Below are 26,480 nucleotides of genomic sequence, written 5' to 3'. Positions count from 1 at the left end.
GCGCCGAAAGTAGAAGTGCTAGCGTTGAAGGGTCAGGTGGCCGGTGTAGGGCTTCACCGCACCGTTGGCGCGCGTGAGCAGCAACTCGTAATAGTAGGTGCCTTCGCTCAGGGGCTCTCCATTGCGGTGCTCGCCGCGGAAGGCGCCGCTGGTGGCATCGCCCTCCCAGACCAACTGCCCCCAACGGTTCCACACGCGCAGCTGTGCGCTCACATAGCCGCCCGAGGGCAACCTGAAGCCATCGTTCCAGCCGTCGCCGTTGGGGGTGATCACATTGGGGATCATTGGATCGCAATGCACGAGGTCGATCACCGCCGCAGCTGTGACCGCGCATCCTTGCGCATCGAAGGCGCTCAGCGACCAGGTGCCCGCGGTGAACACCGTGATGCTATTCCCCTCGGTTCCATCGCTCCAGATCACCGTGCTATATGCCGATGGGATGCCCAGCACGATGCTGCCGCCTTCGCACAGCGTGGTATCGGCTAGTGATGGCGGTTGTGGAGCGAGCACCTCGATGGTGATCGAAAGCGTGTCACCAGCGCAGGCGCCCAGGAAGGGCACCACGGTGTACATCCCAGCGCTTGCCCCAGTAGCAGATGCCACCTCGTAGGCGGGACCGGTGTAGTCGCCCAAAGGCGTAAGCCAAATGCCCGAGGGATCGCCCGTGCCCGTGAGCCACAGCCCGAACGGCGCGCCCAGGCAGACCGGGTCGGGCGCATTCAGCACCGCATCGTTCGGAACGGGCACCACATTCAGCGCTACAGGCACGATGGCCCCGCTGCAATCACCTTCGACCTGCTGCACATAGAAGATGGCGCTGTCCGCTGGCTGCGCGATCGACCAGGAATTCCCGGCATGCACCAGCTGCATCAACGATCCATCAGCGAACCAGGAGATCGTTCCCGAACCGTTGGCGAGGAGCAACGCATCCTGCCCCAGGCAGATGGTGGCGCCGGTCACGGTGAGCGGATCGGTGAATGCGAAGACCGAGACGAGCGCGGTATCGCTGGCAAAGCAGCCGGTGGCGTCGGAGGCGATCAGGATCACCTCGCCAGGGGAACCGGTGTTGAAGGTCGTTTGGGAGGATCCATCGGACCAGCTTGGTGACGCAAAGCCCGCAGGAACGGTGAAGGAGGCGGTGCCGCCCGGGCAGATCAAGGTGTCGTCGCCGATGAAGAGCGTGCCCGCCGCATTCACGGTGAACACGAAAGAAGCGCTCGTTGGCGCACAGCCGGGATTGACCGCCCACACGGTGTACTCGCCATCCGCAGCGAAGGTGACCGGATCGATCACGAGCGGATTCCCGGCCACAGTGCCCGTCGGAGTGGTCCACGAATAGAGCATGGCTCCCGGATTCACCGGAGCGATGCTGACGCTGTCGCCCACGCAGCCGCTGAACGGTCCGATGATCACCGGGACATCCGGTGGCTCGCTCACGATCAGGTTCACTTGAATCAATCCGCTTCCGCATTGCCCCACGATCTGCTCCACCCACACGGTCATGCCCTGTTGCGCGGTACCCAGGTTGAGCGTGTTGCCCGCGCCGATCACTTGCGTCTGTGCCGCGTCGGCGTACCACGTGATCTGCGGGACACCGCTCACTGCGGCGATCATGGGATCACCGGCGCAGAAAGCCGTGTCAACCAGTGCGAGCGCATCGAATTCCGGCAGCACCTCGACCGTGGTGTACAATGAATCGCGGCAGCCGTTGGGATCGGCCACCACCAGCAGGAAGGTGCCGGCGGTATCCACCGTGATGGACTGGCTGAAGATGAGCCCGGGCTCCCAGTAGTAAATGGCGTTGCCGCCGGTGGCCATCAAGGCGACCTCATCGCCGGGACAGAGGGTGAAGGGGCCGGGCACCACCAGGTCCGCGCTTGCCGTGTTGCCGTAGATCTCGACGCTGAGCACCGTGGTGATCCCGCATGCGTTCACCTCGCAGGTGTAGATACCGGGCTGCGTCACGGTCTGTTGGGTGGCGGTGCTGCCCGCGAAAGGCGCCCACCACTGCAGGGTGGACTCACTGGTGGTGACCACTTGAAGGGTGCTGGTCTCGCCGGGCTCGCAGATCACATTGTCCGGGATCACGTTCAGGAAGGGTGTTGCGTAATCGGTGACCAGGATCGGGTTGCTGGTGACGCGGCAGCCGAGCGTATCGGTCATCTCCAGGTAATAGAAGCCCTGCTGCGAGGTGTGGATGCTGTCGTTGTACTGGCTGAGCGGACCCAGCGGGCCGAACCATTGCCAATCGCTGCCGGGCGCATCGGTCCAGATGAGCGCCGAATCATCGGGGCAGATGATGCCGTCGAGCGGATCCACGAAGAGCGGCGGGAGCGGATTCCAGGACACGGCCACGCTGGTCTGGCCGAAGCCGATGCACCCTTGCGGGGAGATGGTGCTGCCCGTGTAGTAGTAATCGCCAGCCATCACCACCCAGGCGGTATCGCCGCTGAGGGCCACGATTCCGAGCCCGGTCCATGCGGTGGTGGTGCAATTCGCGCAGCTTCCCGTGATCGCGAGGGTATCGCCCGGGCAGATGAGGGCGCCGGGCGAGACATCGATCACCGGCTCGGTGCTCTCGTACGGGATCACATACACGCTATCGATGCCGGTCACGAACAGGGTATCCTCTCCGCAGGGCGCGTTGGTGAGCATGAACCCGAATTCGTTCACGTACCATCCTTCGCCCTGCACCGTGTAGTTGCAGTTGAAGCCCAGCAGATCGTTCACGGTCGGCGTCCAAGCCCCGGGCTGGGTGCACCGATAGAACGGCTTCACGCCGTAGGTGAGGCCCGACGGTTGTCCGTTCAGCGTGAGTTGCGCCTCCACCAGCAGCAGCAGGGACACTCCGGGGCACATGCTGATCGTATCGTTCTGGTCGATGTCCTGCGGGTAATTGGAGATCAGATCGATATCGAAGGGCGGCAAGGGCCCCACGGGATTGATCACTACGCTCACCGAAGCGAATCGTTGGCAGCCGTTGGGCGAAGTGGCGATCACCACATAGAGCCCGCTGGCCACGGCCTGCGCCGAATCGGAATCGGAGAGCACGCCGCCCTGCAGGATCCATTGCACCGTATTGCCCGGCTCCAGCCCGGTGGCCCAGAGCCAGGGCTGCTGCGGCTCGCACACTTCGATGGGCATCGCGTCGAAGGCTTCGGCGTTCACCACCACATCGTCGCTGATCAAGGGCTTGGGCGGATTGGGCTCCACGCTGATATGCACCGAATCGCGCCAGGTGTAGCACTGCAGCCCGATGCTCACATCGACCCAGTACCAGCCGCTGACCGAGGTGACGATCTCGTGCGTGGTGGCGCCCGTGCTCCAGAGGAAGCGGTAATCCGGCGCGTTGTGCCTCACCGAGGTATCGGGATCGAAGGCGGTGAAGGTGTGCGCCTTGAGCGTCGCCTGAACGCATGCATGGATCGAATCCGGGCCCAACTCGCCCTGCTCACCCCTGCGGATCACGGGCAGCCTGAAGCTGCGGTCGCAATCGGTGCCGCTGCGCTCATACGGATCGTGCGGCTCGCGTCCATCGAGGTAGGCGCGCGCGATGAAGCCGTCCTTGAGCGCTGAGCCGCGCAGGAAACTGTAATTCGGATAATTGGCATCGGTGCAATAGCCCGGTGGCGCCCCGGCCGATTCGCCGCCTGCGATGGGCCAGATGGAGAAAAGGCCATCCGAGGGGAGGCTCAGCACATGCTCGAAGGACCCCGCGAAGACCGGCTCCCCATCGCCAGCGTGAACGATGCCGCCGGGCACCTTCTCCCCGATGCCTGCGAACTGCTGGGCCTGCTTGAAGTCGAGGTCGCTGGTCTGGAAGCGCGCGATGTACAGGTCCCAGATGCCGGAGGAAAGGAAGCTGCTCTCACCGTACGGGCTGATGAAGCCGGTGAGCTGGCACGTGAAGCGGCCGAACACGGCCACATCCTCATCCTGCACGGAGAGCGCCCGCGTGTTCAGGGCATACTGGCTGCCCCAGGTGGTCTGCGCGATGAACTCGCCATCGAGGCCCACCTTCAGGAGAAAGGAGCTGCGCGGCTCAACCGGCGTGAAAAGGTCGGGCTGCGAATCGAGGAAGATCACCGTGCCTTGCACGTCGCCCACGAGCATCAGGTAACTGTCGGCCACCAACTGCATCTCGAACACCTGGTTGTAGGTGCCGCCACCGAATGCACGGAACCATTCCTCCTCACCCGACGGGCTGAATCGCGCGAGGAAGACCGCGCTGAACATGGCGTTCTCATGCACGTTGCCCGCCAGCGTCAGCGTATCGGTGAACTGGCCGGTGAGGTACACGTTGCCGTCCGCATCGTGCTCCACGTCCATGCCGCGGTCCGCGAACTCGGCGGCGCCATGCACGATCCAGAGCGGCGTGCCATCCCCCGCATAGTAGGCCAGGAAGATGTCCACGCTCGGCAGTCCGGTGTCCGGGTCCGTGGCGCTGGTGAGGCTGCCTTGATCGAATAACGCCGCGCCACGGAACTCGCCGGCCATCGCAATGCTGCCATCGGGGCCTACGCTCACGCCATTCGGCTGGTCCACGCCATCGGGACTTCCACCGCCGCGCGCCCAGATCACTGCGCCATCGCTCTGTGCGAGCTTCAGCACGAAGCAATCCTGCGTGCCGTTCTGCGAGACCAGGCCCGATCCGCCGAAATCCACCGCTCCCATGAACTGCCCTACCACGGCGAGGTGGCCATCGGCGGTGAGCTCCAGCTTGATCGCACGGTCGAGGCCAGCGCCTCCGAAGCTCTGCGCCCAGAGCAAGGATCCATCGGCGCTGTACTTCGCCACCACGGCATCGAGGCTCCCGTTGCTGATGAGCGTGGCGCCTGCCAGGTTGATGTTGCCGCCGAACTCGCCTGCCACATACAGATTGCCATCAAGGTCGACCGCAACATCGCTGAAGGCATCGTTGCTCCAGGCTCCCACGCGGCGCGCCCAATGGTCCTGGCCAACAACGCTCAATGCAGCGAGCACCAGCTTGGTCAGCACAAGGAGGGTCAGTGACTTGGACATCGGCATCCGCAGGGTGAAGATACCCGAAGGACGCTAATTGCTGCCTGCTCTGAGCGAGGCTATCGGCAATCGGCCGCCTCACTCATTCACATAGGCCCAGCGCAGCACTTCCCATTCATTGCTCAACCAGCTGCGATCGGGGAATACCCAATGGCTGCGCGCATACTTCGCCAGGAAGAGCCGCAGCTCCGAGGTCTTGAAGTGCCGCACCTGGAGCAAGCAGCGGCGCTTCGGATCATCGGGCACCTCGAAGGGCGGCATCCAAGGGCCGGCGGCATTCATGCGGGCAAGGATAGTCCATCGGTCATTCCTTCAGTCAACTCCTGAACTCCTGGACGTTCTGGCGCAACGCACGAACTTCACCTGCCAGAAGCGCCGTTATCGTGCGGCGGTGCAAGCATTGATAGGCGGAGAGTCTCCAACAGGAACGCAAGACCGCTTCGCATCGCCCTCCTCCGGAGGACGTGCTCGCGGTGACCAACTACGAAAACAAGACCTCAACCATGGACCTCAACAAATTCACCATCCGCTCCCAGCAGGCCATCCAACAGGCGCAGACCATCGCCACCGGATACGGCCAGCAGATGCTCGAGAACGGCCACCTGCTCAAGGGCATCCTGGAGGTGGACCCCGACGTGTCGCCTTTCCTGCTGAAGAAGCTCAACGTGAACGTGGGCGCCATGACGCAGGCGCTCGACCGCATCGTTCAGGGCTATCCGAAAGTGAGCGGCGGACAGATCTCGCTGTCACGCTACAGCAGCGATGCGCTCACCAAGGCCCTCGCCGCGCTGAAAGAGTTCGGCGATGAGTTCGCCAGCGTGGAGCACATGCTCATCGGCATCCTCGACAGCGGCGATACCGTGAGCCAACTGCTCAAGGACAATGGCGTCACGAAGAAGGACCTGATCGCGGCCATCAAGGACCTGCGCAAGGGCAGCAAGGTGACCAGCCAGAGCCAGGAGGAGACCTACAACGCGTTGAACAAGTACGCCAAGAACCTCAACCAGCTCGCCAAGGACAACAAGCTCGATCCGGTCATCGGCCGCGACGAGGAGATTCGTCGCGTGCTGCAGATTCTCAGCCGCCGCACCAAGAACAACCCGATCCTGATCGGTGAGCCCGGCGTGGGCAAGACCGCCATCGCCGAGGGCATCGCGCAGCGCATCGTCAGCGGCGACATCCCCGAGGACCTCAAAGGCAAGCAGGTGTACAGCCTGGACATCTCCGCGCTCATCGCGGGCGCCAAGTACAAAGGCGAGTTCGAGGAGCGTTTGAAAGCCGTGGTGAAAGAGGTGATCAGCGCCGAGGGCAGCATCATCCTCTTCATCGACGAGATACACACGCTTGTTGGTGCGGGCGGTGGCGAGGGCGCCATGGACGCCGCGAACATCCTGAAGCCCGCCCTCGCACGTGGCGAACTGCGCAGCATCGGCGCCACCACGCTCAACGAATACCAGAAGTATTTCGAGAAGGACAAGGCCCTGGAACGCCGCTTCCAAAAAGTGATGGTGGACGAACCCAACCGCGAGGACGCCATCTCCATCCTGCGAGGCCTGAAGGAGAAGTACGAAAGCCACCACAAGGTGCTGATCAAGGACGCCGCGATCATCGCCGCCGTGGAACTGAGCACGCGCTACATCGCCGATCGTTTCCTGCCGGACAAGGCCATCGACCTGATCGACGAGGCCGCCAGCAAGCTGCGCATGGAGATCAACTCCAAGCCCGAGGAGCTCGATGAGATCGACCGCCGCATCATGCAGTTGGAGATCGAACGCGAGGCCATCAAGCGCGAGAACGACGAGGCCAAGCTCGCCGAGCTGAACAAGGAACTCGCGGAACTCAGCGGCCAGCGCGATGGATTCAAAGCCCGCTGGGAAAGCGAGCGCGCGTTGGTGGAGCGCATCAACAGCGCCAAGGACCAGATCGAGGACCTGAAGCACCAGGCCGCGCAGTACGAGCGCGAGGGCGACTTCGGCAAGGTGGCGGAGATCCGCTATGGCCGCATCCAGGAGACCGAGAAGGAACTACTCGCCGCCAAGGACGAATTACTCCTGATGCAGGCCGACAGCAAATTGATCAAGGAGGAAGTGGACGTGGAAGAGATCGCCGCCGTGGTGAGCCGCTGGACCGGAGTACCCGTCACGCGCATGCTCGAAGCCGAACGTACCAAGCTCCTGAAATTGGAGGACGAACTACACAAGCGCGTGATCGGTCAAAACGAAGCCGTGCGCGCCGTGGCCGATGCCGTGCGCCGCAACCGTGCCGGCATGGGCGATGAGAAACGCCCTATCGGTTCCTTCATCTTCCTCGGCACCACGGGTGTCGGTAAGACCGAACTGGCGAAAGCGCTCAGCGAGATCCTCTTCAACGACGAGCACGCCATGACGCGCATCGACATGAGCGAGTACCAGGAGCGCCACAGCGTTTCACGGCTCGTAGGTGCGCCCCCCGGCTACGTGGGCTACGACGAGGGCGGCCAACTCACCGAGGCCGTGCGCCGCAAGCCCTACAGCGTGGTGCTGCTGGACGAGATCGAGAAGGCCCACCCCGACGTGTGGAACATCCTGCTGCAGGTGCTCGACGATGGCCGCCTCACCGACAACAAGGGCCGGGTGGTGAACTTCAAGAACACCATCGTGATCATGACGAGCAACATCGGCTCGCACATCATTCAGGAGAACTTCGAGGGCCTCGAGCGTAAGAACCTTGAAGAGGTGATCGAGAAGACCCAACGAGAAGTGATGGACCTGCTGCGCAAGACCGTGCGCCCCGAGTTCCTCAACCGCGTCGATGAGCTGATCATGTTCCGCCCGCTGAGCCAGGGGGATGTGAGGGAGATCGTGAAGTTGCAACTGCACATGCTCCTTCAGAAGCTGGAGGAAAAGGACATCCACCTCATCCCCAGCGAGGAGCTCATCGCCCACATCAGCACCCAGGGCTTCGACCCGCAGTTCGGCGCGCGCCCGATCAAGCGCATGATCCAGAAGGAACTGCTGAACGAGCTCAGCAAGCAGATCATCGCCGGCACGCTGGAAACGGGAAAACCGATGGTGATGGATGTGTTCGACGGGAAGATCGTATTAAGGAAGCCGATTGATGAGAAGGAGAGCAATGGGAAGGCGAAGAGGTCGAAAGCGGAAGTGTAAGTGAGTGGGGCGTGTCCCCTATCGCATCAACCGCCGCAGCCTGCTTTGCACAGAGCACGGTGACCCTTCCTCGCAACGCCATCACTGCTTTGCATGGATCACGTTATTCGATCGATCCTCGCGTGACCCGGACCGTGTATTTTTTATACCATTGTGATACACTAGGCATCCGTGATCAAACGATGCATGGTGCGTTCCTGTTATCTTACCACCCAAACTCCCGTTATCATGAACAAGTTCCAGACCCGTTGGGCCTTTGGTGTACTGCTCACACTCTTCCTGACCACTCCGCTACTGGCACAGGAGACCGCGGAACCCAAGAAGCTGGATGACCCGCAATGGCGTAGTGTGGTCATGGTCAAGTTCCATTCCGGCAAGATGGGACGTGCCATGGAGATCATCGATGAATTCCAAAAGGTGACTGCAAAAGCCGGCACACCTGCACCCGAACTCCAAGTGCTCATGGCCACCGGCGAGTGGGACATGATGGTCGTGTGGCGCATGGAAGGCGGCATCGCGGATATGGACTGGGACACAAGCCCGAACAACATCAAATGGCGCAAAGCCGCGATCGAGCACTTTGGCAACGAGGACGAGATGAAGGCCATCTGGGCGGAATACCGGAGCCTCATCATGGAGTCCGAGCGGGATATCGCACGCCGACGCTGAGCGCTGGAACACTTGACCGGTTCAAAAGGAAAGCCTCCATCCCGGAGGCTTTCCTTTTGAATGCTCAATGGATCCATGAACAACGAATGGTCATCCCGGCCACCCGCTCCTCCACAGCAGCGATGCACCTCTTTCGCAAAACCACGCTGCCCACATTCTTCAACCGCGTGGACGAGCTGATCATGTTCCGCCCGCTCAGCCAGGGCGACGTGCGCGAGATCGTGAAGCTTCAGCTGCACCAGTTGCTCGCCAAGCTCGAAGAGAAAGGCTACCAGCTCATCCCGAGCGAAGAGCTGATCGAGCACATCGGCTCAGCCGGCTTCGACCCGCAATTCGGTGCGCGTCCGGTGAAGCGCTTGATCCAGAAAGAGCTTCTGAACGAAATGAGCCGCCAGATCATCGCGGGCACCCTGGAGCCCGGCGTGGAGCAGGTGATCGATGTGTTCGACGGGAAGATCGTGTTGAGGAAACCAGTTGGGGAGAAGGAGAAGAACGGGAAGACGAAGAAGAGCAAGGTGGAGGTATAGACCCACGCCTATCTTTGATTCATCATGCATGGGGATAGCATCAGGCACGAGCTCATTGCGTGGATCAGCAAACTGGAGGACCAGGGCCTCTTGAAGGCGCTCTGGGGCTTCAAGAAGCTGCTACAAGGCACGACCAAAGCGGAGCCACTCACCAACGAGGAGCGCCAAGCCATCGCTGCACGCATCCAAGATGAGGCGCATGATGCCGACCGCGAATTCTGGCAGCGCATCGGCGCCATGGGGCTTTCGCGGGCCTACAGTGACAGTGAGCCGGACATCAGCGGCATCACCTTGCTCGAGCCCAATCCGGAATACGGCAAGTGAGAGCCGGGGATGTTGTTCGTGTGGCGCTGCCGCAAAGCGATGGCTTGAACAAGCCTCGTCCAGCTGTGCTGGTCGCGTCATTCCCACCTTTCGGTGACTTCCTCGTGGTCGGGATCAGCGGCAGCATCGGCCTTGCCGTACCAGACCTTGAAATCGTCATCGATCAAGCGCATCCTTCGTTCGCCACAGCGCGTCTCGGTTTCCCCGGGGTCATCCGGATCGGGCATGCACATGTGCTGCCCACCGGGTGGATCGAGGGTCGCATCGGTTCGGTCGAATCGGAAACCTTGAGACTGATCCGCGAACGACTGGCAGCGCACATCCTGCGCGGTGGTTAGCACGGTTCGAGCAAACTCCTGCCACTAAACCCATGAGCCGAATCCCCATCCGCTTCTTCGACGATCGCGAGTTGGGCGCCGTGTGGGAAGAAGAGCAGGCCATGTGGTGGTTCTCGGTGCTGGACATCGTGGCCGTGCTGACCGACCAGGACGACTACAAGAAGAACGCAACTATTGGAAATACCTCAAGGCCAAACTGAAGCAGGAGGATAGCGAAGCGGTAAGTGCCACTATCCAGTTGAAACTACTCGCGCCGGATGGCAAGAAGCGCCTGGTGGTGCATTGAGTGAGTCGGCCGCAACGAGCATGGGTGGCGGCCTGATCCCCTTTTCTGCGCGCACGATGCGCGTTTCGGCCCTTCCAGGCCGTTCACCTACCGGGCCATCCTCGATCGCGCAACCTGATTGCTCAAGCAGGCCGCCCATTCCTGGATCCGCCGTTTGTTGCGGTCGCCGAAGCGAAGCATGAACTGCGATTGCACTCGCGGATCCCGCGGGTGAGAGCTCACGTGGATGGAATCGACTACCACCGTGGATAGCGTGGCGAGGGCCTCAGCCTCCAACGGATAGAAAGCAATCGACTGGTCCTTGAGGCCAGGGAAATCCGAGAGGCACGCTGCGCCCAAGGTGGCGCCGTTGGCCAGGTGAATGACCAGGGCATCACCTGTCTTCATGTCCCGCGGCTCCTTCATCCGGTTCTGCTGCACCCACAAATACAGGTAGGGCTTGCCGTCCGCCTCCACGAAGGCGCAATACACCACCATGAAGAAGGGGATCTCATATACCAGCGAGGGTTTGGTGGTGTACGTGATCGCTGTGGGTTGCTCGATCGTATGCCTGACCCGCAGCAGCTTCGAGAGCCAGCCGATGGGACCTGGATTGCATTGGGCGCGCGTCTGCTCGAATGAGAATGCGAGCAGGAATGCCAGGAGGAGTTGAAGGAACTTGGGGTTACGCATAAGGTGGAGGGTTTAGGCTGATGCTTTTCGCGCACGGTGAAAGTATCCGTTCGCACGATCCACGACGCTCGTGGCCGTTCGCCCTCCCCAGCCCTACTCCACCACCACCCTCCCGCTCACCACGGCTCCTTTCTGCACCGCGCGGATGGCATAACAGCCCGCAGCCAATGCCATCGGAGCGCGCCACGCCACGCCATCGGGGCTTGCATTCGCCCGCGCCACGCAACGCCCCGCCGCATCGAAGGCCTGCACTTCAACACGGCCACCATTCAATGAAGGACCGCGCAGCACCACTTCACCTGTTGCGTCCGCGTACCACACGCCTGCGGTGACGGGCGCTGCTGCATCCATGCCGGTGCTCAACTCCGACGTGAGGCTGCCCGCTTCGAGGAACACAGCAGAGTCATACACCCCATCGTGCGCGTCGGCGATGGCGATCTTGAGTTGATAGACCGCGCCCAGCTGCACGGCCGCCTTCGCGGTGAGCACTTCGGTATAGCCATCGAGCCCGCAGTTGGGGCCGAAGAAATTGTCCACGTAATGCACCGTGTCCATCTGCCAGTTCGGATAGGCCCAGCAAAGCCCGCTGCCCTCGCTGCCGGGCACGCCAAGGTTCACCGTGTTCACGCACACGGGTAATCCGGTGGCGGGCAGGGTGGCCATGTTGATGCCGTCGTTGGTGAATGAGCCATCGATGCCGGGGCCGGAGAGGAAGATGCCCATGACATCGTTCTTGATGGAGCACACGTACTCATCGTACTCCTCGCTGCCGAACACGAAGCGCAGCTGAAGCGAATCGCCCGCGGGGATGAGATCGATGGTGAGGATGGCAGCATCCCATTGCGGGGCCGGTGGAACCAGCAACTGCAGCAGGTCGGCATCGGATTGTCCACTCACGAGGCCGGCCATGGTGGTGCTTTGCGAGAGATTGGGCGCTTCGATCACATGCACCAGCCCGGTGGCCAGCACTAATCCGCCGCTCATGCCGATGCTTGCCATGGTATCGGTGAAGGTGCCGATGGCGTATGGAAGGAACTGAAAGCCGGCGCTGAGAACGGTGACGCCCTGTCCGGCCAGATGATCATTCACGAGCGCGGTGTAATCCGGACTGGCGGGCAGCATTGTGGCGTGCGTTTGCCCAAGCGACGCAGCGCTCCAAGAGAGCAGGATCGAAAGCATGATGCAGCGCATGGAGGCAAGGTAGGAGGATCGCGCGAGCTCCAATGCAGTCACAGGAGCTGATGCGCAACTCCAGCTCCATAGCGCCCTGGCACCCCGAGTCCGGATCGGCAGCCCAGTGCCTTCGCATCAAGACGCCGTGATCCAGGTCGGCGGAGAGCCTTGCCGCTCACATCTGCCTGTCATGGCGCGTCCCGTTCAGCGCTCCCGCAAGCTGGCCCGCCATGCGTGCATCGGCCATCCGGCTATATTGGCCCGCCATCCGGCAGCTCCCTTGGGCAGCCGGGCATAAACCCCAAACCTTCAGCATGAACGCGACTGCTGCCGCCGAGGTGCCCAAGAAGCACCCGAAAGGACTGTACGTGCTCTTCACCACCGAGATGTGGGAGCGCTTCAACTTCTACGGGATGCGCGCCATCCTCTCTCTCTTCATCGCCGAGGCGCTGGCCTACGGCTCGAAGGAATCGGCCATCATCTACGGCGGCTTCCTCGGGCTCTGCTACCTCACCCCCATGCTCGGCGGCTACATCAGCGACCGCTTCCTGGGCAACCGCAACTGCATCATGCTGGGCGGGCTGCTCATGGCCATCGGGCAGATGCTGCTCTTCTTCAGCGCCTCGCTGTACTCGGATAACCTGGAGCTGGCGCGCACCATGCTCTGGGTGGCGCTGCTCACGATCATCTTCGGCAACGGCTTCTTCAAGCCGAACATCTCCTCGATGGTGGGCTCCCTGTACCCGAGCAACGACAACCGGCTCGATGCCGCCTTCACCATCTTCTACATGGGCATCAACATCGGGGCCTTCCTGGGCAATTTCATCTGCAGCACCGTGGGCGACATCAAGGTGGATGGGGTCCGTGACCTGAGCGCGTTCAAGTGGGGCTTCATGGCAGCTGGCGTGGCCATGCTGCTGGCCACGGCCATCTTCTATGCCCTGAAGAACAAATACATCGTTACGCCGGAAGGCGCGCCCATCGGCAACAAGCCCATCTTCAGCAATGCGCCCTTGGCCGAAGGCGCTGAGAGCGAGAAGGCGCATTTCAGCACGGCCTCCATCCTCATCACCGTGCTGATGACCGTGGGCCTCACCTTCCTATTCCACTACCTGAATCTCGACCCGACTGCCGAAGTGCAGAACCCCATCAAGGTGTGGCTCTATCCGTTCATCTATGCCGCTGGCCTGGCCCTGGCTTACTTGATCATCGCAGACAAGACCATCACGCGGATCGAGCGCGACCGCATCCTTGTGCTGTATGTGGTGTGCTTCTTCGTGATCTTCTTCTGGGCCTGCTTCGAGCAGGCGGGCAGTTCGCTCACCTTCATCGCCGATCAGCAGACGGACACCAACCTGTTCGGCTGGAACATGCCGCCGAGCCAGGTGCAGAACTTCAACGCCATCTTCATCATCCTCTTCGCATTCCCCTTCAGCTGGCTGTGGGTGCAACTGGGCAAGCGCGATCCCATCGCCCCGGTGAAGCAGGCCATCGGCCTATTGCTCATGGCCGTGGGATACTTCATCCTCGCGCAGGCCGTCGATGGCCTCTCGAACACCGCCAAGATCAGCATCTGGACCTTGGTGATCATGTACCTCTTCCACACTTGGGGCGAGCTCTGCCTATCGCCCATCGGCCTCTCGTTGGTGAGCAAGCTCTCGCCGAAGCGCTTCGCCAGCATGCTCATGGGCGTGTGGTTCGTGAGCAGCGCGGCGGGCTATGCGCTCACCGGCACACTGGGTTCGTTGTTGCCGCCCACCGGTCCCAAGTACATCGAGGCCGAGGCTGCAGGCATCGACCTCAAGGGGATCCTGGAGAAGACCGTGGTGGCCACCCCGGAGCAACTGGCCGTGCTGAAGGAAATGAAGATCGCCGAGGTGTACCCGAGCTTTGCGGGATTCACGATCACCAACCTCTACGATTTCGTGATGATGTTCGTGATGCTCTCCTTGATCGCGGGCCTTCTGCTGCTGGCCTTGAGCCCGATCCTGAAGCGCATGATGCACGGCCGCGGTTGACCCGGCACGGTCATTGATCTGCGCAACCCGCAACTCAACCGCATGCAAACCCGCATCATCACCCTCGCCCTCACGGGCCTGTTGGCCACCAGCCTCATCGCTCAGGACCCGAAGCCCGCGCCAGCAGGCGGCATCCAATGGATGAGCATGGAGCAGGCCCAAGCCGCCGCCAAGAAGAGCCCCAAGCCGCTGTTCGTGGATGTGTACACCAGCTGGTGCGGCCCCTGCCGCATGCTCGATGCCCGCACCTTCAGCGATGCCCGCGTGGCCGATTACGTGAACAAGCACTTCTATCCGGTGAAGTTCAATGCCGAGAGCGGCGACCCGGTGACCTTCAAAGGGCAGAAGTTCGAGAACCCGGACTACAACCCGGCCATGAGGCAGGGACGCAACGGCACCCACCAGCTCACCATGGCCATCGCCAATGTGCAGGGCCGCATCGCCTACCCCACGATCGTTTACCTGGACAGCGACCTCAATGTGCTGGCGCCGGTGCAGGGGCTGATGGACCCGCCGCAGATCGAGCCCATCCTGCACTACTTCGGCGAAGGCCACTACAAGGCCCAGGAGTACCAGGCCTTCCTGAGCGGCTTCAAGGCCAAGTGGGCGGCGCCCTGAGGGCCACGGCCTCACTCTTGGAAGTCCCGCCGATGCGGGGCTTCCGCGTTTCATGCGAACCACCTGCGAAGGGTGCATGTCCGGAGGCTACATTAGCGGCCATTCAATAAACACCCACCCCTTTCACTTAGCGGCGATGAGCGAGAAGGCGCAGATCATCCTCAACGGCAAGACCTACGAGTTCCCTGTATTCACCGGCAGCGAAGGCGAGAAGGCCATCGATATCAGCAAACTGCGCGACGAGACCGGCTACATCACGCTCGACTTCGGCTATAAGAACACCGGCGCCACCACCAGCGCCATCACCTTCCTCGATGGCGAGGAGGGCATCCTGAGCTACCGCGGCTACCCCATCGAGCAACTGGCCGAGAAAGCGAGCTTCGTCGAGGTGAGCTACCTGTTGCTCTTCGGTGAGCTTCCGAACAAGAAGCAGCTCGATGAGTTCGAGGGAAACATCCGCTACCACTCGCTGGTGCACGAGGACATGAAGCACTTCTTCGAGTTCTTCCCGAGCAATGCCCACCCCATGGGCATCCTCTCGGCGATGGTGAACTCGCTGAGCACATTCTACCCGCGCAGCCAGGACCCGCACCGGCCGCAGCCGCAGGTGATGCGCACCATTTACCGGCTCATCGCCAAGATGCCGACGCTGGCGGCCATCAGCTACAAGAACAACCTTGGCCACCCCTACATGTACCCCAACAACAAATTGGGCTACGTGGAGAACTTCCTGCACATGATGTTCGCCCTGCCCACCGAGGATTACAAGGTGGATCCCGTGGTGGCCAACGCGCTGAACACGCTGCTGATCCTGCATGCTGACCATGAGCAGAACTGCAGCACCAGCACGGTGCGCATCGTGGGCAGCAGCCAGGCCAACCTCTACAGTGCCGTGAGCGCGGGCATCGCGGCACTCTGGGGACCATTGCACGGCGGCGCCAACCAGGAAGTGATCGAGATGCTCGAGACCATCCGCAACGATGGCGGCGACATCCAGAAGTGGGTGGACAAGGCCAAGGACAAGAATGACCCTTTCCGCCTCTTCGGCTTCGGGCACCGCGTGTACAAGAACTTCGACCCGCGCGCCAAGATCATCAAGAAGAGCTGCGATGAGGTGCTGAAGAAGATGGGCGTGAATGACCCCGTGCTCGAGATCGCCAAGCAATTGGAGGAGATTGCGCTGAAGGACGATTACTTCATCAGCCGCAAGCTCTACCCGAATGTCGATTTCTACAGCGGCATCATCTACCGCGCCATCGGGATCCCCACCCGCATGTTCACCGTGATGTTCGCGCTCGGACGCCTGCCCGGCTGGATCGCGCAATGGATGGAGATGGTGCAGAACAAGGAGCCCATCGGCCGCCCGCGCCAGATCTATACCGGTGCCACCAAGCGCGATTACGTCGCCCTGAAGGACCGGAAGTAGGGCATTGCCGCCCCGAAATCCTGAAGGGTTCCGTGAGGCGGGGCCCTTCTCCTTGACCACGGGGGCAAGTGTGCTTGCGAACTCAAGCGCCCTGGGCCGCCGCACGCCCCGCCAGCCAGCCCGTGCTCCACGCCGCCTGGAAGTTGAAGCCGCCGGTGATGCCGTCGATGTCCAGCACCTCGCCGGCAAAGTGCAGGTGCGGTTGCAGGGTGCTTCGCAGCGTGAGCGGGTCCACCTGCGCGAGAGAAATGCCACCGGCGGTGACAAACTCCTCCTTGAAGGTCGTCTTACCCTGAGCGGCGTAACGGTCGTTGGTGAGCACATCGAACAGCCGCGATTGTTGCCGCGTCCCCAGTTCGCCCAGCGGCTTGTCGAGCGGGAGACCCGAACGCTGCACCAGGAAGGCCCACAGCCGGGCAGGCAAGCCGAAACCTGCTGCGTTTGCGAGCTGCCGCCTGGGGTGCGTGGCCGCTTCGCCCAATAAAAGCGTACGTGCTGCGTCCTCCTTCAGCTTGCTGTCCCAATTCACGCGCACGGTGTAGGCATAGTCGCGCTCGTGCAAGATGCGCGCGCCGAATGCGCTGAGGCGCAGCACAGCCGGGCCGCTGAAGCCCCAGTGCGTCACGAGCAGCGGGCCGGTGCTCTCCAGTGCGGTGCCCTCGATGCGCAGACGGGCGTTCGGCGCCACCACGCCCATCAGCTCGCGGATGCCCTTATCGGACAGGTTGAAGGTGAAGAGCGATGGCACAGGAGCAACTACCTCGTGCCCCAGCGCGCGCAGCCACTCCAGCCCTTCTGCTTTCGGCGAACCGCCCGAGGCCACCACGACGCGATCAACCTGGACTTGGCCCTGCGACGTATCGAGCAACCAGGCATCACCTATTCGTTCGAGACGCGACACACCGCAATTCATACGGACGCATACGCCGAGCGCATCGGCTGCACCGCTCAACGCTTCGATCACGGTGCGCGAATCGTCGGAGGTCGGGAACATGCGGCCATCGGCTTCGGTCTTCAGCTTCACGCCTTGCTGCTCGAACCAATGAATGGCCTCCGGCTGTCCCCACGCGGTGAACACCTTGCGGAGGAAGGCCTCGCCGCGCGGATAATGGCGCGCCAGCTTGCGCGGCTCGGGGCAGGCGTGCGTCAAGTTGCAGCGCCCGCCCCCGCTGATGCGCACCTTGGCCAGCCGCTTGCCGCTCTTCTCCAGCAGAAGCACATCGGTCTCAGGGCGGTGCGTTTTCACGCTGATGGCCGCCATGAAGCCCGCAGCGCCTCCTCCAATGACCGCGATGCGCGGATGCATGGCGCAAGGTGCGGGTTAAGCGTGAGTACTGATCGCAGAATTCCCGGAACTGAATCGGCCGACCTTCATTCACTCATCCCCACCACACCGCATACCCCTTTCCTCCGCAGCTCCAGCGCCAGTCCCTTCTCCACTTCCAGTGCCTCTGCGCGGCTCAATGGACCGATGTGCTGGTACAAGCTGGGCCGGAGGTACCTACCGTACTTCCGCACGATATCGCTGCTGAGCTTATGGCCCTTCGCGCTCCGGGCGCCGCTCTTGTGCTGCGCGAATCGAACCTTCAGGTCCTTGCTGGTCTATCCCACGAACCAGGATTCAAGCGCCCCGTTATGCTGCGGTTTGGCCTCGCGGAACCGGCGATGCCCGGTGAACGCCATCTGCGAAAGCTCGATCACATAGACGGCATGGACGATTGGCATGGGCTACGAGGGAAACGCAGGCGCAGCTGAAGGCGGCGGATTCCCGGATGTCGCCGCGCGATGCATCCGCGCCTCAAGCAGGATCATGGTCCACGTCCGGATGCCTTGTGGGTAAGGCCATCTGGCGAACCCGCTTGCCAATTCACTGGATCCTACTAGTTTCATGCTCCCAAACCCTTCCCATCATGAAACTGATCAAGCGCACCCTTGCCGTACTCGCAGTCATCGTGTTGGCCTTCGTGGTCTTCGTTCAGCTGAGCTGGAACAAGAGCTACTCCGATACGCCATACCCGGATCTCAAGGCCAGCACCGACTCCGCCTTGATCGCGCGCGGGCGCTACCTGGCCTACGGGCCTGCGCACTGCGCCACCTGCCACATGCCCATGGACCGCATCATTGCCGTTGAGGGCGGTGCCACCGACCCGCTGAGCGGCGGATGGGAACTCAGCATCCCGCCGGGAACATTCCGCGCGCCGAACCTCACGCCGCACGCCACCGGCATCGGACAGCGCACCGATGCGGAACTGGCGCGCGCGATGCGCCACATGGTGGGCCATGACGGGCGCGGCATGATGCCCTTCATGCCGTTCCAAGGGCTGAGTGATGAGGACCTGGTGGCCGTGCTCTCGTTCTTGCGCAGTCAAGTGCCGGTGGAGAATGCGATCGTACCGCAGGAATTCACCTTCATGGGCAAGGCGATCCTGGCCATGGGCCTGATCAAGCCTGAAGGCCCCAAGGAACCGCCGCCAGCGCGTGTCGAGCAGGACAGCACAGCGGCTTACGGCCATTACCTCGCCAACTACGTGGCCAATTGCGTGGGCTGCCACACCGAGCGAGACATGAAGACGGGCGCCTTCATCGGGACACCGTTCGCAGGCGGCATGTACTTCGAGCCGGATGCGTTCAGTGAAGGCTGGTCCTACCTGAGCCCAAACCTGACGCCGGATGCCGCCACAGGCGTTATGGCTGATTGGGACGAGAGCACCTTCGTGAACCGCTTCAAGAACGGGCGCTTACTCCCGGGCTCGCCCATGCCATGGGGCGCGTACAGCCGCATGGATACCGTGGACCTCAAAGCGCTCTACCGGTACCTGAAGAGCCTGCCGCCAACGGAGAATGCCATCGCGAAGACCAGCTACAAGCCCGGTGAATCGATGCCGCAATAGGTGGAATCGACGGGTCGCTCAGGCAAAGCCGGGTAAGGCGGAACGTGAAACCGCTGCATGAAGCGGCTCGCGCGGCTGAATTACCCCTCCTTCACGAACTTGGCCATGACATCGGGGGTGACCCCCGTGCTGCTGAAGCCGCCGTCGTGGAAGAGGTTCTGCATGGTGATGAAGCGGGTGTAATCGCTGAAGAGCGCGAGGCAGAATCGGGCGCAATCCTCAGCAGGTGCATTGCCCAATGGGCTCATCTCCTGTGCGAAGCCGAAAAACCCATCGAAGCCCTTGATGCCCGTACCGGCGGTGGTCATGGTAGGACTCTGGCTCACCGTGTTCACCCGGATTCCTTTCGCCTTGCCCAAGCGGTAGCCCCAGCCCCTTCCGATGCTCTCCAGCAGGGCCTTGGCATCGGCCATATCACCGTAGTCGGGGAACACGCGCTGCGCGGCGATGTAGCTCAAGGCGACCACTGATCCTCCTTGGGCAATGGCATCGGCCTTGTGCGCCGCCTGGAGCATGCGGTGGAAGCTCATGGCGCTCACATCGAGGGTCTGCTTGTACCATTCGTAGTTCAGGTCGTCGTACTTGCGGCCCTTGCGCACGTTGGGGCTCATGCCGATGCTGTGCAGCACGAAATCCACCGGGCCACCCAGTTCTGCGGTGGCTCCGGCGAAGAGCTTCTCGAGATCGGCGTCGTTGGTGGCATCGGCTCCGATCACCGCGCTCCCAGTGGCTTCGGCCAGCTTGTTGATCTCTCCCATGCGCATGGCCACGGGCGCGTTGGTGAGCACGAATCGGGCGCCCTCGGCGTGGGCCAGCTCGGCCACTTTCCACGCGATGCTCATGTCATTGAGTGCGCCGCTGATGATGCCGCGCTTGCCGTTGAGGAGTCCGATGGCCATTGGGATTCTGGGTATGCGGCGAAGATAGGAGCGCATCCCCGCGCGAATCCGTCGATCGCCATTGCGGGTCATTCCTCAGCACCCTACTTTGCACGATCAGAACGCAGCACCATGAACCTGAAGCCCTTACTCCCGATCGTACTGGCATGCGCCCCGGCCCTTTCTTCGGCACAGTGCATCACCAGCTTCCCACACAACCAGCCGTTCACCAGCGGTACCGTGGGCACGCCCGGAACGCTGCCCACCAATTGGACCAACCTGAGCGGTGACGACCTAGAGTGGAACGTGGACAATAACGGCACCAACGGCAGCACCATCCTCGGCACTGGCCCTTGGACCGATCACACGCTGAACAATACCACGGGCAATGCGAAATACATGTACGTGGAGAGCGCCGGCGCCGGCAACACGCCGAGCAAGACGGCGACCCTCGAATCGCCGTGCTTCAACATCAGCGGGCTCAGCAGCCCCTACCTCACCTTCTGGTACCACATGCGGGGAAGCCAGATGGGCAGCCTGCACGTGGATGTGAATGCCAATGGATCGGTGAGCACGAGCCTTTGGAGCCAGAGCGGCGACAAGGGCATCTATTGGAAGCAAGGCTGGTTGAGCCTCGCTCCCTATGCCGGGCAGACCAATCTGAAGATCCGCTTCCGCGCCGTCACGGGCAGCGGGCAGCTGAGCGACATTGCCATCGACGATGTGTTCGTGGGCAACCTAACACCTGTCTTCGGCTGCAATGAGGCCACCGCTGCGAATTATAGCGCGAGCGTGAATGTGAATAATGGGACATGCGACTACGGCTGCCCGGCCGGCCAGAGCCGGGTGCGCATCGACATCTTCCACGACAGCTACCCTGGCGAGACCAGCTGGACGCTGAAGAACGCGAGCACAGGAGCAACGCTGGCCAACGGCACCACCAGCAGCAGCGTGTGCGTGCCACAGGGCACCTGCCTCGTGTTCCGGATCAACGATTCGGCGAACGACGGCATCTGGCACAACACCTACGGCTACGGACAGTACTTCGTATGGCTCGATGGCGCGCTCGTGAAACAGGGCGGGCAATTCGGCAGTTTCGAGGAGACCACGTTCAACTGCCCGCCGGGCTTCGCGTGCAGCACGGCCATCCCCATCACGCTCGCCACGCTCACGGGCAGTTATCCGCAGACGCTCGCAACGGTGACCACTGATTTCCTGGAGCAGTGGTACAGCTTCACCCCACCGCAGAGCGGGCAGTACCAGATCACCACCTGCGGCGCCAACACCTGCGACACACGGTTGTGGGTGTACGATATGGCCTGCGGAAGCATCGTGCTGAGCGACGGCGTGGAGGGGGCCACCTTCGCCGATGACAACGATGGCGGCTGCGGCATGCAGGCCGTGATCAGCGCCAACATGCCCGGGGGCACCCTGCACCGGCTGCGCGTAGGCCACAATGCCGCCACCTCGGCCTGCGGCAATGCGGTGAGCGTGAGCATCATCTACTTGGGACCCGCCGTGGGCTGCATGCTCCCCATTGCCTGCAATTACGACCCGCTGGCAACGGTGCCCTGCAACGATTGCTGCATGTACTACCCGAACGTGAATTGCCCGAACGGGCCGGACCTGCAGCTGAACCAGGCCCGCTTGCAGAGCACCCTGGTCCTGAACACGTACACCACCACCAGCAACTGCGCCGTGGTGGAAGGCTGCGTGCGCGCCACCGGAACGCGCTACGTGCTGCGCTTCGCCACCCGCATCGACAACCTCGGCGGCACCGACTACTACATCGGCAGCCCCAGTTCTCAGCCGCAGATGTTCAGCTTCAACAACTGCCACGGGCATGCACACTACGAAGGCTACGCCGATTACCTCCTTTTCGATCAACAGAACAACCTCATCCCCGTGGGCTTCAAGAACGGCTTCTGCGTGATCGATGTGGGCTGCTATCCGGGCGGCACCGGCCAGTTCGGCTGCAGCAACATGGGCATCAGCAAACAGTGCTTTGATGAATACGGCACTGGCACCACCTGCAACTGGATCGACATCACGGATGTGCCCGAAGGCACCTACACGCTTGTGGTGCGCACCAATTGGCAGCACGCGCCCGATGCGCTGGGCCGGCACGAGACCGACTACACGAACAACTACGCGCAGGCCTGCATCAGCATCACGCGCAACGCGCAGAACGTGCCCAGCTTCTCCCTGGTGCCCACGTGCCCGATCTGGACCGATTGCCTGGGCCAGGCGTATGGCGATGCGCGCCTCGATTGCAACGGGGTGTGCAACGGACCGACGAAGCGCGGCGATCTCACCGGCGAGGGCCAGCAGAACCAGGCCGACGCGATGGAGTACGTCTCCGCGATCCTCGGGAATGACATTACGCCCTCGAGCTGCAATGACCTGAACGATGATGGCGAGGTGACCGTGACCGACGCGGCATTGATGGTTTACGCCTACACCTCGCAGGCCACGCACGATGCCACCGGCCATGTGCTCCACTACCACCCGTGGTTCGACTTCCCGCGGGGATTCACCACCAGCGAGGTGGCTGAACTGGCGCTGGCGAACTTCAATCCCGTGGCCAAGACCGTGGATGTGATGATCCGCAATCCCGATGCGCGCGTGATGGGCTATGAGTTCACCCTCAGCGGACTCACGATCCAGAGCGCCGCCAACCTGGCGCCGAATCTCTCAGGCGACATCAGCATGAACACCACGCTCGGCGGTAACAAGGTGATCGGCATCTGCTACCAGGACAGCTCGTTGATCAAGAACAGCGGCTTCGTGCCGTTGGCCCGGATCACCTACGTGTCCTTGACCGGCGCGGAGATCTGCATCAGCTCCATCGAGGACATCGTCAACCCCGACGGCAATAACATGCTCGCCGGCGTGAGCGGCGGATGCCTGGCCGTGCCCAATACCGTGGCGCTGCGTCCGCAGCTCTGGCTCGAAGGCCCCTTTGATGCCACGGTTACGCCGAACCTGATGCGGGATGACCTGCGCGCAGGCGGATACTTGCCGGCGCTGGAGCCATATACAGCCCTGGGTTATGCGCATGTGAACGGCGGCGGTGGCGAGCAGATCGCCACGGGCGTGCTCAGCGTGAGCGGCCCCAACGCCATTGTGGACTATGTCGTGGTGGAATTGCGATCCGCGAGCATGCCGGCCCAAGTGGTTGGCACGCGCACAGCCTTGCTGCAGCGCGACGGCGATGTGGTGGGCATGGATGGGGCATCGCCCGTGCTGCTGCAGGTGCCGCCGGGGAACTACCACGTGGCCGTGCGCCACCGCAATCACCTTGGGGCCATGACCGCAGCCCCACTCCCCATCGGCACCGCGCCTATCACGGTCGATTTCCGTGCGGCCGAGACCGCCGCTTACGGCACCGAGGCGCGGAAGAGCGAGGACGGCACCCTGAAGCTCTGGGCTGGCAACGTGATCAGCAGCAACCCGATCAAGTACGTGGGCGAGGACAACGACCGCGACCCGATCCTGGTGCGCATCGGTGGCAATGTGCCCACCGCCATCGCGAATGGCTACTACGTGGAGGATGTGAACCTGAGCGGAGTGGTGAAGTACACCGGGGCGGCGAACGACCGCGACCCGATCCTGATGAACATCGGTGGGGTCGTGCCCACGGCCGTGCGGCAGGAGCAGCTACCTTGATCGCCCTAGAACAACTTCATTCCTTCAACCATGAACAGGCTCAGAATCGCGGCGCTTCCATTCGTGATCCTCGCCGTCCTGAACGCGCCCGCTCAGATCGGGCATGGCGGAACACCGCTGACCATCGCGCGCAGCAACGAGCTCCCACCGATAGAAGGCACCACCTTGCCTGCGCCGAACCTTGCTGAGCTCGCCGCACAGGACGCCGTGAACGATCAGGACAAGGGCATCCCCTACCGTTTCGGCTTCAACCACGCGGTCGATTTCGACCTTGGGAACAGCGGCACCTGGGGCTTGCTCGAGGATGGCACACGCGTGTGGCGCATGGAGATCGAATGCCCGGGCGCGCTGAGCATCAATTTCGAATTCCACGATTACCACCTGCCCTTGGGTGCGCGCGTGTTCGTGATCAATGGCCGCGGGGAGCACATCGGTGCCTTCACGCATGAGAACAGCGTGGGCGGCGTGCTGGGCGTGCAGCCGATGCGCGGCGATTGGATCGTAGTGGAGTACCAGGTCCCGGCGAAGGGCCCCATCGGCCGCTTGCGCATCGGGCAGGTCACGCACGGCTACCGCGATGTGTTCGGCTACGCGCGCGGCCTGGGCGACAGCGGCAGCTGCAACAACAATGTGGTGTGCCCCGAAGGCGACCCCTGGGATGATCAGATCCGCAGCGTGGCCATGATCGTGGTGAGCGGCAGCGGCATCTGCACCGGCACCCTGCTGAACAACTGCGCACAGAACGGAACCCCCTATTTCCTCACCGCACGGCACTGCCTGCCGAATCCGGTCACCAATGTGAGCACCTGGGTCTTCCGCTTCAATTGGCAGAGCTCCGTTTGCGGCCAGAACCTCAACGGGCCAACCAACCAGACCGTGAGCGGCGCCACGCACCTGGTGAACAGTTCAGGCAGTGACGTGGCCCTGCTGCAGCTGAGCAGCGCGCCCCCCGCGAGCTATGGCGTTTACTACAGCGGCTGGGACCGGAGCGGCACGGCACCCACCAGCAGCACCTGCATCCACCACCCCAGCGGCGACATCAAGAAGATCAGCTTCGACGTGAATGCCGCCACGACCGCCACTTACGGCGGGGCCACAACCTGGCGGATCCTGAACTGGGAGGATGGCACCACAGAGCCCGGCAGCAGCGGCAGCGGATTGTGGAACCAGGATAAGCGCATCATCGGCCAGCTCTACGGCGGCGATGCGAATTGCAGCAACAATGTGAACGACTACTTCGGCAAGTTCTCCACGAGTTGGACTTCGCTCTCGACCTACCTGGGAAGCTGCGGCAACACGCTCGACGGCTGGGACCCGAACGCCGCCACGCTCGCCCTCGATGCGCAGGTTACCGCGATCAATGGCGCGAGCGGCAACAATTGCTCTGGCAGCATCAGCCCCACCGTAACCGTGCGCAATGGCGGCCTCACCACGCTCACCAGCTTCCAGCTGGCATGGTCCATCAGCGGCGGGGCCTCGGGCAGCATCCCATGGACAGGCAGCCTCGTGAGCGGCGCCAGCACCAACTTGGCCATTGGCGCGGTGAGCCTGCCCAACGGCTACCTCACCTTCACAGCCACGGTGAGCGCGCCCAACGGCGGCACCGACCAGAACCTGGCGAACAACACCGGCACAAGCGACATCACCCACGGCCCGAACACGCTCACGCTGCAACTGAACCTGGACCGCTACGGATCCGAGACCACATGGGTGATCCGCAACGGATCGAACATCTTGGCCAGCGGCGGGCCTTACACCACGCAAGCCTCGAATGGCGTGTACCCGCTGCCGCCAATCACGGTGTGCGTGCCCAACGGCTGCCACGAACTGGTGGTATATGATAGCTGGGGCGATGGCATCTGCTGCGCCTATGGGGCGGGCAGCTTCACGCTGCGCGATTCTCAGAACAACATCCTGGTGAGCAATGCCAATTTCACCGGGTCCTCCACCACCCACCCCTTCTGCGTCACGCAAGCGATCCTGGTGGCCCCGAAGCTCTTCCTCGAAGGACCTTACGGCACCGGTCCGATCATGAGCGATGCCCTGCGGACGGCTGCGCTGATCCCCGGCACCGAACCCTACACCGCGCTCGGCTTCACGCACGTGGGCAGCGGTGGCGAGGCGATCAATGCGAACGTGCTGAACACCACCGGCAACAACGCCATCGTCGATTGGGTGTTCGTGCAGCTGCGGAATGCGACCGCTGGATACCCGGTGATCGCAACGCGTTGCGCATTGGTGCAGCGCGATGGCGATGTGGTGGACATGGACGGATCGAGCGCCGTCGCGTTCACGGCCCCTGCCGGCAGCTACCACGTGGCCGTTCTGCATCGCAACCACCTCGGCGCCATGACGGCCACCACGCGCGCGCTCAGCGGCACGGCCACGGTGGTCGATTTCACCGCATCAGGCACCACCACTTTCGGCATTGAGGCACGCAAGGCCGTGGGATCGGCGCAGGTGCTTTGGGCCGGCAACTGCAACGCGGATAACATGCTGGCCTACACGGGCAACCCCAACGACCGCGACCCGATCCTGGTGCGCATCGGCGGAAGCGTGCCCACCAGCACCGTGAGCGGCTACTACCCGGAGGATGTGAATCTGGATGGGATCGTGAGCTATACCGGCACGCTCAATGATCGCGACCCCATCCTGGTGAACATCGGTGGATCAGTGCCCACGAGCACCCGGGCTCAACAGCTCCCTTAGCGCGATCGGCAGCCGATCATGACGCAGCCGCTTGGGTGACCAAGCGCCGCCGGTCGAATTGCATTGCCTGTATCGGGTCAATTGAACGATTTTCGCACGCCGAAACCAATCCGA

At 62.5% G+C, this 26,480-nt stretch carries 17 protein-coding genes and 2 pseudogenes; 12 read left to right on the top strand and 7 right to left on the bottom strand.

Going from position 1 to position 26,480, the window contains the following annotated elements:
- Positions 1-18: 18 nt before the first annotated feature.
- Both IPM12_10920 and IPM12_10915 read right to left on the bottom strand, forming a co-directional pair.
- Complete coding sequence (locus tag IPM12_10920) at positions 19-5,022, bottom strand: gliding motility-associated C-terminal domain-containing protein (GenBank protein ID MBK9148310.1); 5,004 nt, start codon at positions 5,020-5,022, stop codon at positions 19-21.
- A gap of 78 nt (positions 5,023-5,100) precedes the next feature.
- Positions 5,101-5,304 carry a hypothetical protein gene (locus tag IPM12_10915; GenBank protein ID MBK9148309.1) on the bottom strand — a complete coding sequence of 68 codons (204 nt, stop codon included), beginning with the start codon at positions 5,302-5,304 and terminating at the stop codon, positions 5,101-5,103.
- Positions 5,305-5,525: 221 nt separating this feature from the next.
- On the opposite strand from IPM12_10915, the gene clpB reads away from it, so the two are divergent.
- The 6 genes and pseudogenes from clpB (at position 5,526) to IPM12_10885 (ending at position 10,300) form a co-directional block, all read left to right on the top strand.
- Entirely contained in the window at positions 5,526-8,168 is a 2,643-nt protein-coding gene (gene clpB, locus IPM12_10910; protein ID MBK9148308.1) for an ATP-dependent chaperone ClpB, read from the top strand.
- A 228-nt stretch (positions 8,169-8,396) separates the two neighbouring features.
- Entirely contained in the window at positions 8,397-8,837 is a 441-nt protein-coding gene (locus tag IPM12_10905) for a hypothetical protein (GenBank protein ID MBK9148307.1), read from the top strand.
- A gap of 122 nt (positions 8,838-8,959) precedes the next feature.
- The gene (locus tag IPM12_10900) at positions 8,960-9,364 is read left to right on the top strand and encodes a hypothetical protein (protein ID MBK9148306.1); all 405 of its coding nucleotides are present in this window, start codon (positions 8,960-8,962) and stop codon (positions 9,362-9,364) included.
- A gap of 24 nt (positions 9,365-9,388) precedes the next feature.
- Positions 9,389-9,688 carry a hypothetical protein gene (locus tag IPM12_10895; GenBank protein MBK9148305.1) on the top strand — a complete coding sequence of 100 codons (300 nt, stop codon included), beginning with the start codon at positions 9,389-9,391 and terminating at the stop codon, positions 9,686-9,688.
- Between the two features lie 104 nt (positions 9,689-9,792).
- On the top strand, positions 9,793-10,026 hold the full coding sequence (locus tag IPM12_10890) for a hypothetical protein (protein MBK9148304.1): 234 nt from the start codon (positions 9,793-9,795) through the stop codon (positions 10,024-10,026).
- 32 nt (positions 10,027-10,058) lie between these two features.
- Positions 10,059-10,300 (top strand): annotated as a pseudogene (locus tag IPM12_10885) (cell filamentation protein Fic).
- 99 nt (positions 10,301-10,399) lie between these two features.
- Here IPM12_10885 and IPM12_10880 read toward each other — a convergent pair.
- Both IPM12_10880 and IPM12_10875 read right to left on the bottom strand, forming a co-directional pair.
- On the bottom strand, positions 10,400-10,984 hold the full coding sequence (locus IPM12_10880) for a hypothetical protein (GenBank protein ID MBK9148303.1): 585 nt from the start codon (positions 10,982-10,984) through the stop codon (positions 10,400-10,402).
- A 93-nt stretch (positions 10,985-11,077) separates the two neighbouring features.
- Complete coding sequence (locus tag IPM12_10875) at positions 11,078-12,175, bottom strand: choice-of-anchor L domain-containing protein (GenBank protein MBK9148302.1); 1,098 nt, start codon at positions 12,173-12,175, stop codon at positions 11,078-11,080.
- Positions 12,176-12,471: 296 nt separating this feature from the next.
- Between IPM12_10875 and IPM12_10870 the strand changes: the two genes are divergently transcribed.
- The 3 genes from IPM12_10870 to IPM12_10860 all read left to right on the top strand — a co-directional run bounded on the left by IPM12_10870 (position 12,472) and on the right by IPM12_10860 (position 16,219).
- On the top strand, positions 12,472-14,175 hold the full coding sequence (locus IPM12_10870; protein MBK9148301.1) for a peptide MFS transporter: 1,704 nt from the start codon (positions 12,472-12,474) through the stop codon (positions 14,173-14,175).
- A gap of 42 nt (positions 14,176-14,217) precedes the next feature.
- Positions 14,218-14,793, top strand: a complete 576-nt coding sequence (locus IPM12_10865) for a thioredoxin family protein (protein MBK9148300.1) — start codon at positions 14,218-14,220, stop codon at positions 14,791-14,793.
- Between the two features lie 136 nt (positions 14,794-14,929).
- The gene (locus IPM12_10860) at positions 14,930-16,219 is read left to right on the top strand and encodes a citrate synthase (GenBank protein MBK9148299.1); all 1,290 of its coding nucleotides are present in this window, start codon (positions 14,930-14,932) and stop codon (positions 16,217-16,219) included.
- 82 nt (positions 16,220-16,301) lie between these two features.
- On the opposite strand, the gene IPM12_10855 is transcribed toward IPM12_10860, so the two are convergent.
- Positions 16,302-17,525, bottom strand: a complete 1,224-nt coding sequence (locus tag IPM12_10855) for an NAD(P)/FAD-dependent oxidoreductase (GenBank protein MBK9148298.1) — start codon at positions 17,523-17,525, stop codon at positions 16,302-16,304.
- 73 nt (positions 17,526-17,598) lie between these two features.
- Positions 17,599-17,944 (bottom strand): annotated as a pseudogene (locus IPM12_10850) (ribose-5-phosphate isomerase).
- Positions 17,945-18,129: 185 nt separating this feature from the next.
- Here IPM12_10850 and IPM12_10845 point away from each other — a divergent pair.
- Positions 18,130-19,110, top strand: a complete 981-nt coding sequence (locus IPM12_10845; protein ID MBK9148297.1) for a c-type cytochrome — start codon at positions 18,130-18,132, stop codon at positions 19,108-19,110.
- 80 nt (positions 19,111-19,190) lie between these two features.
- Here the strand turns inward: IPM12_10845 and IPM12_10840 are convergent, their stop codons facing one another.
- Positions 19,191-20,009, bottom strand: a complete 819-nt coding sequence (locus tag IPM12_10840) for an SDR family oxidoreductase (GenBank protein ID MBK9148296.1) — start codon at positions 20,007-20,009, stop codon at positions 19,191-19,193.
- A 111-nt stretch (positions 20,010-20,120) separates the two neighbouring features.
- On the opposite strand from IPM12_10840, the gene IPM12_10835 reads away from it, so the two are divergent.
- Both IPM12_10835 and IPM12_10830 read left to right on the top strand, forming a co-directional pair.
- The gene (locus tag IPM12_10835) at positions 20,121-23,657 is read left to right on the top strand and encodes a hypothetical protein (GenBank protein ID MBK9148295.1); all 3,537 of its coding nucleotides are present in this window, start codon (positions 20,121-20,123) and stop codon (positions 23,655-23,657) included.
- A 30-nt stretch (positions 23,658-23,687) separates the two neighbouring features.
- Complete coding sequence (locus tag IPM12_10830) at positions 23,688-26,366, top strand: trypsin-like peptidase domain-containing protein (protein ID MBK9148294.1); 2,679 nt, start codon at positions 23,688-23,690, stop codon at positions 26,364-26,366.
- The last annotated feature ends 114 nt before the right edge of the window (positions 26,367-26,480 follow it).

The organism is Flavobacteriales bacterium (genome assembly GCA_016716605.1).
Taxonomy (GTDB): Bacteria; Bacteroidota; Bacteroidia; order Flavobacteriales_F; family PHOS-HE28; genus PHOS-HE28.
The sequence above is the reverse complement of the archived record's forward strand: the minus strand, read 5'-3'. Positions and strand labels throughout refer to the sequence as shown.

What these genes read in the sequence shown, in the direction of transcription:
- IPM12_10920 (MBK9148310.1), bottom strand. Translation starts at nt 5,022, where the DNA reads ATGTCCAAGTCACTGACCCTCCTTGTGCTGACCAAGCTGGTGCTCGCT.
- IPM12_10915 (MBK9148309.1), bottom strand. Translation starts at nt 5,304, where the DNA reads ATGAATGCCGCCGGCCCTTGGATGCCGCCCTTCGAGGTGCCCGATGAT.
- clpB (MBK9148308.1), top strand. Translation starts at nt 5,526, where the DNA reads ATGGACCTCAACAAATTCACCATCCGCTCCCAGCAGGCCATCCAACAG.
- IPM12_10905 (MBK9148307.1), top strand. Translation starts at nt 8,397, where the DNA reads ATGAACAAGTTCCAGACCCGTTGGGCCTTTGGTGTACTGCTCACACTC.
- IPM12_10900 (MBK9148306.1), top strand. Translation starts at nt 8,960, where the DNA reads ATGCACCTCTTTCGCAAAACCACGCTGCCCACATTCTTCAACCGCGTG.
- IPM12_10895 (MBK9148305.1), top strand. Translation starts at nt 9,389, where the DNA reads ATGCATGGGGATAGCATCAGGCACGAGCTCATTGCGTGGATCAGCAAA.
- IPM12_10880 (MBK9148303.1), bottom strand. Translation starts at nt 10,984, where the DNA reads ATGCGTAACCCCAAGTTCCTTCAACTCCTCCTGGCATTCCTGCTCGCA.
- IPM12_10875 (MBK9148302.1), bottom strand. Translation starts at nt 12,175, where the DNA reads ATGCGCTGCATCATGCTTTCGATCCTGCTCTCTTGGAGCGCTGCGTCG.
- IPM12_10870 (MBK9148301.1), top strand. Translation starts at nt 12,472, where the DNA reads ATGAACGCGACTGCTGCCGCCGAGGTGCCCAAGAAGCACCCGAAAGGA.
- IPM12_10865 (MBK9148300.1), top strand. Translation starts at nt 14,218, where the DNA reads ATGCAAACCCGCATCATCACCCTCGCCCTCACGGGCCTGTTGGCCACC.
- IPM12_10860 (MBK9148299.1), top strand. Translation starts at nt 14,930, where the DNA reads ATGAGCGAGAAGGCGCAGATCATCCTCAACGGCAAGACCTACGAGTTC.
- IPM12_10855 (MBK9148298.1), bottom strand. Translation starts at nt 17,525, where the DNA reads ATGCATCCGCGCATCGCGGTCATTGGAGGAGGCGCTGCGGGCTTCATG.
- IPM12_10845 (MBK9148297.1), top strand. Translation starts at nt 18,130, where the DNA reads ATGAAACTGATCAAGCGCACCCTTGCCGTACTCGCAGTCATCGTGTTG.
- IPM12_10840 (MBK9148296.1), bottom strand. Translation starts at nt 20,009, where the DNA reads ATGGCCATCGGACTCCTCAACGGCAAGCGCGGCATCATCAGCGGCGCA.
- IPM12_10835 (MBK9148295.1), top strand. Translation starts at nt 20,121, where the DNA reads ATGAACCTGAAGCCCTTACTCCCGATCGTACTGGCATGCGCCCCGGCC.
- IPM12_10830 (MBK9148294.1), top strand. Translation starts at nt 23,688, where the DNA reads ATGAACAGGCTCAGAATCGCGGCGCTTCCATTCGTGATCCTCGCCGTC.